Here is a 991-nt window from a genome sequence, read left to right on the forward strand (position 1 = left end):
TCCTCGTGTGCTGCGACCAGGTGCCCGACGACGTAGCGGGACCAGATGTCGATCACTGTGTAGAGGTGAAACCAGACGCCCTTGAACGGCCCGCGTAGCTTCGTGATGTCCCAGGACCAGACCTGATTCGCCGCCTCGGCCACGAGTTCGGGCTTGGTGCGGGCCGGATGGGTGGCCTGGCTACGGCGTTCGCCGGACTGGCCGGCCGCCCGCAGGATTCGGTACATGGTGGACTCCGAACACCACCAGCGGCCCTCGTCGAGCTCACGGGCCCACACCTGCGCCGGCGCCAGATCGACGTGTTCGGGCCGGTTCAGCAGCTGCAGCACCTGCTCACGTTCGGTCTCCGACAGCGCCGACGGCGGTGGCTTACGCGGCGCCCGTGGCCTCGATACCAGCGGTGGGGTGCGGCGCCGGTAAAGCGTCGCGCGGGACACACCGGTCAACCGGCAGGCTCCGGCGATGCCCCACGCCGGGCTCAGCGCCTGCTGCGCCTCGGCGAGGACAGGTTCGGCATCGGCGCGGAATCCGCGCTCTCGGAGAGCAGTTCCAAGAGCGCGTGCGCTTTTCCCATGATCTGCAACGCGGTCTCGGTCTTGGCCAGCTCGGCCTGCAACCGGGCGTTCTCCCGCCGAAGGCGGGCAAGTTCGGCGTTCTCGGCCTTCTTCGCCGCCCGAGCGGCCGCTTGACGGCGGTCCGTCAGGCCGGCCGAGGCTCCGGCGTCTCGGGCCTTGCGCCAGTCGAGAATGTGTGACCCGTACAGCCGTTCCCGGCGCAGAATCGCCCCACGAGCCGCCGCATCCGGCGCCGTGTCGTACTCGTCCAGGATCCGCGCTTTGAACTCTGCGGTGAATGTCCGCCGCTGGGGCCGGGCGTCCAGATCCGGGCTCTCATGGGGCTTCAACACCATGCTGATGTGCTCTCCTCAGGGCCGTCCAGGAAGACTATCTCCTGGTAGACGAGCTGTCTCACACCAGCGTGACAGGGAGGG

General features: G+C 68.5%; 1 protein-coding gene and 1 pseudogene. Both read right to left on the bottom strand.

Annotated elements, in window-relative coordinates; all coding sequences use genetic code 11:
• Positions 1 to 329 (bottom strand): annotated as a pseudogene (locus ABD287_RS18380) (IS3-like element IS1141 family transposase); the annotation flags it as partial.
• A gap of 149 nt (positions 330 to 478) precedes the next feature.
• Positions 479 to 910 (bottom strand): hypothetical protein, encoded by a 432-nt coding sequence (locus ABD287_RS18385; RefSeq protein WP_344174799.1) that lies wholly within the window; start codon positions 908 to 910, stop codon positions 479 to 481.
• Positions 911 to 991: the final 81 nt, after the last annotated feature.

Source organism: Pilimelia columellifera subsp. columellifera, from assembly GCF_039532605.1.
Classification (GTDB): Bacteria; Actinomycetota; Actinomycetes; order Mycobacteriales; family Micromonosporaceae; genus Pilimelia; species Pilimelia columellifera.

Bases quoted from the DNA above. Each gene is read 5' to 3' on its own strand.
- ABD287_RS18385 (WP_344174799.1), bottom strand. From the start codon at position 910: ATGGTGTTGAAGCCCCATGAGAGCCCGGATCTGGACGCCCGGCCCCAG.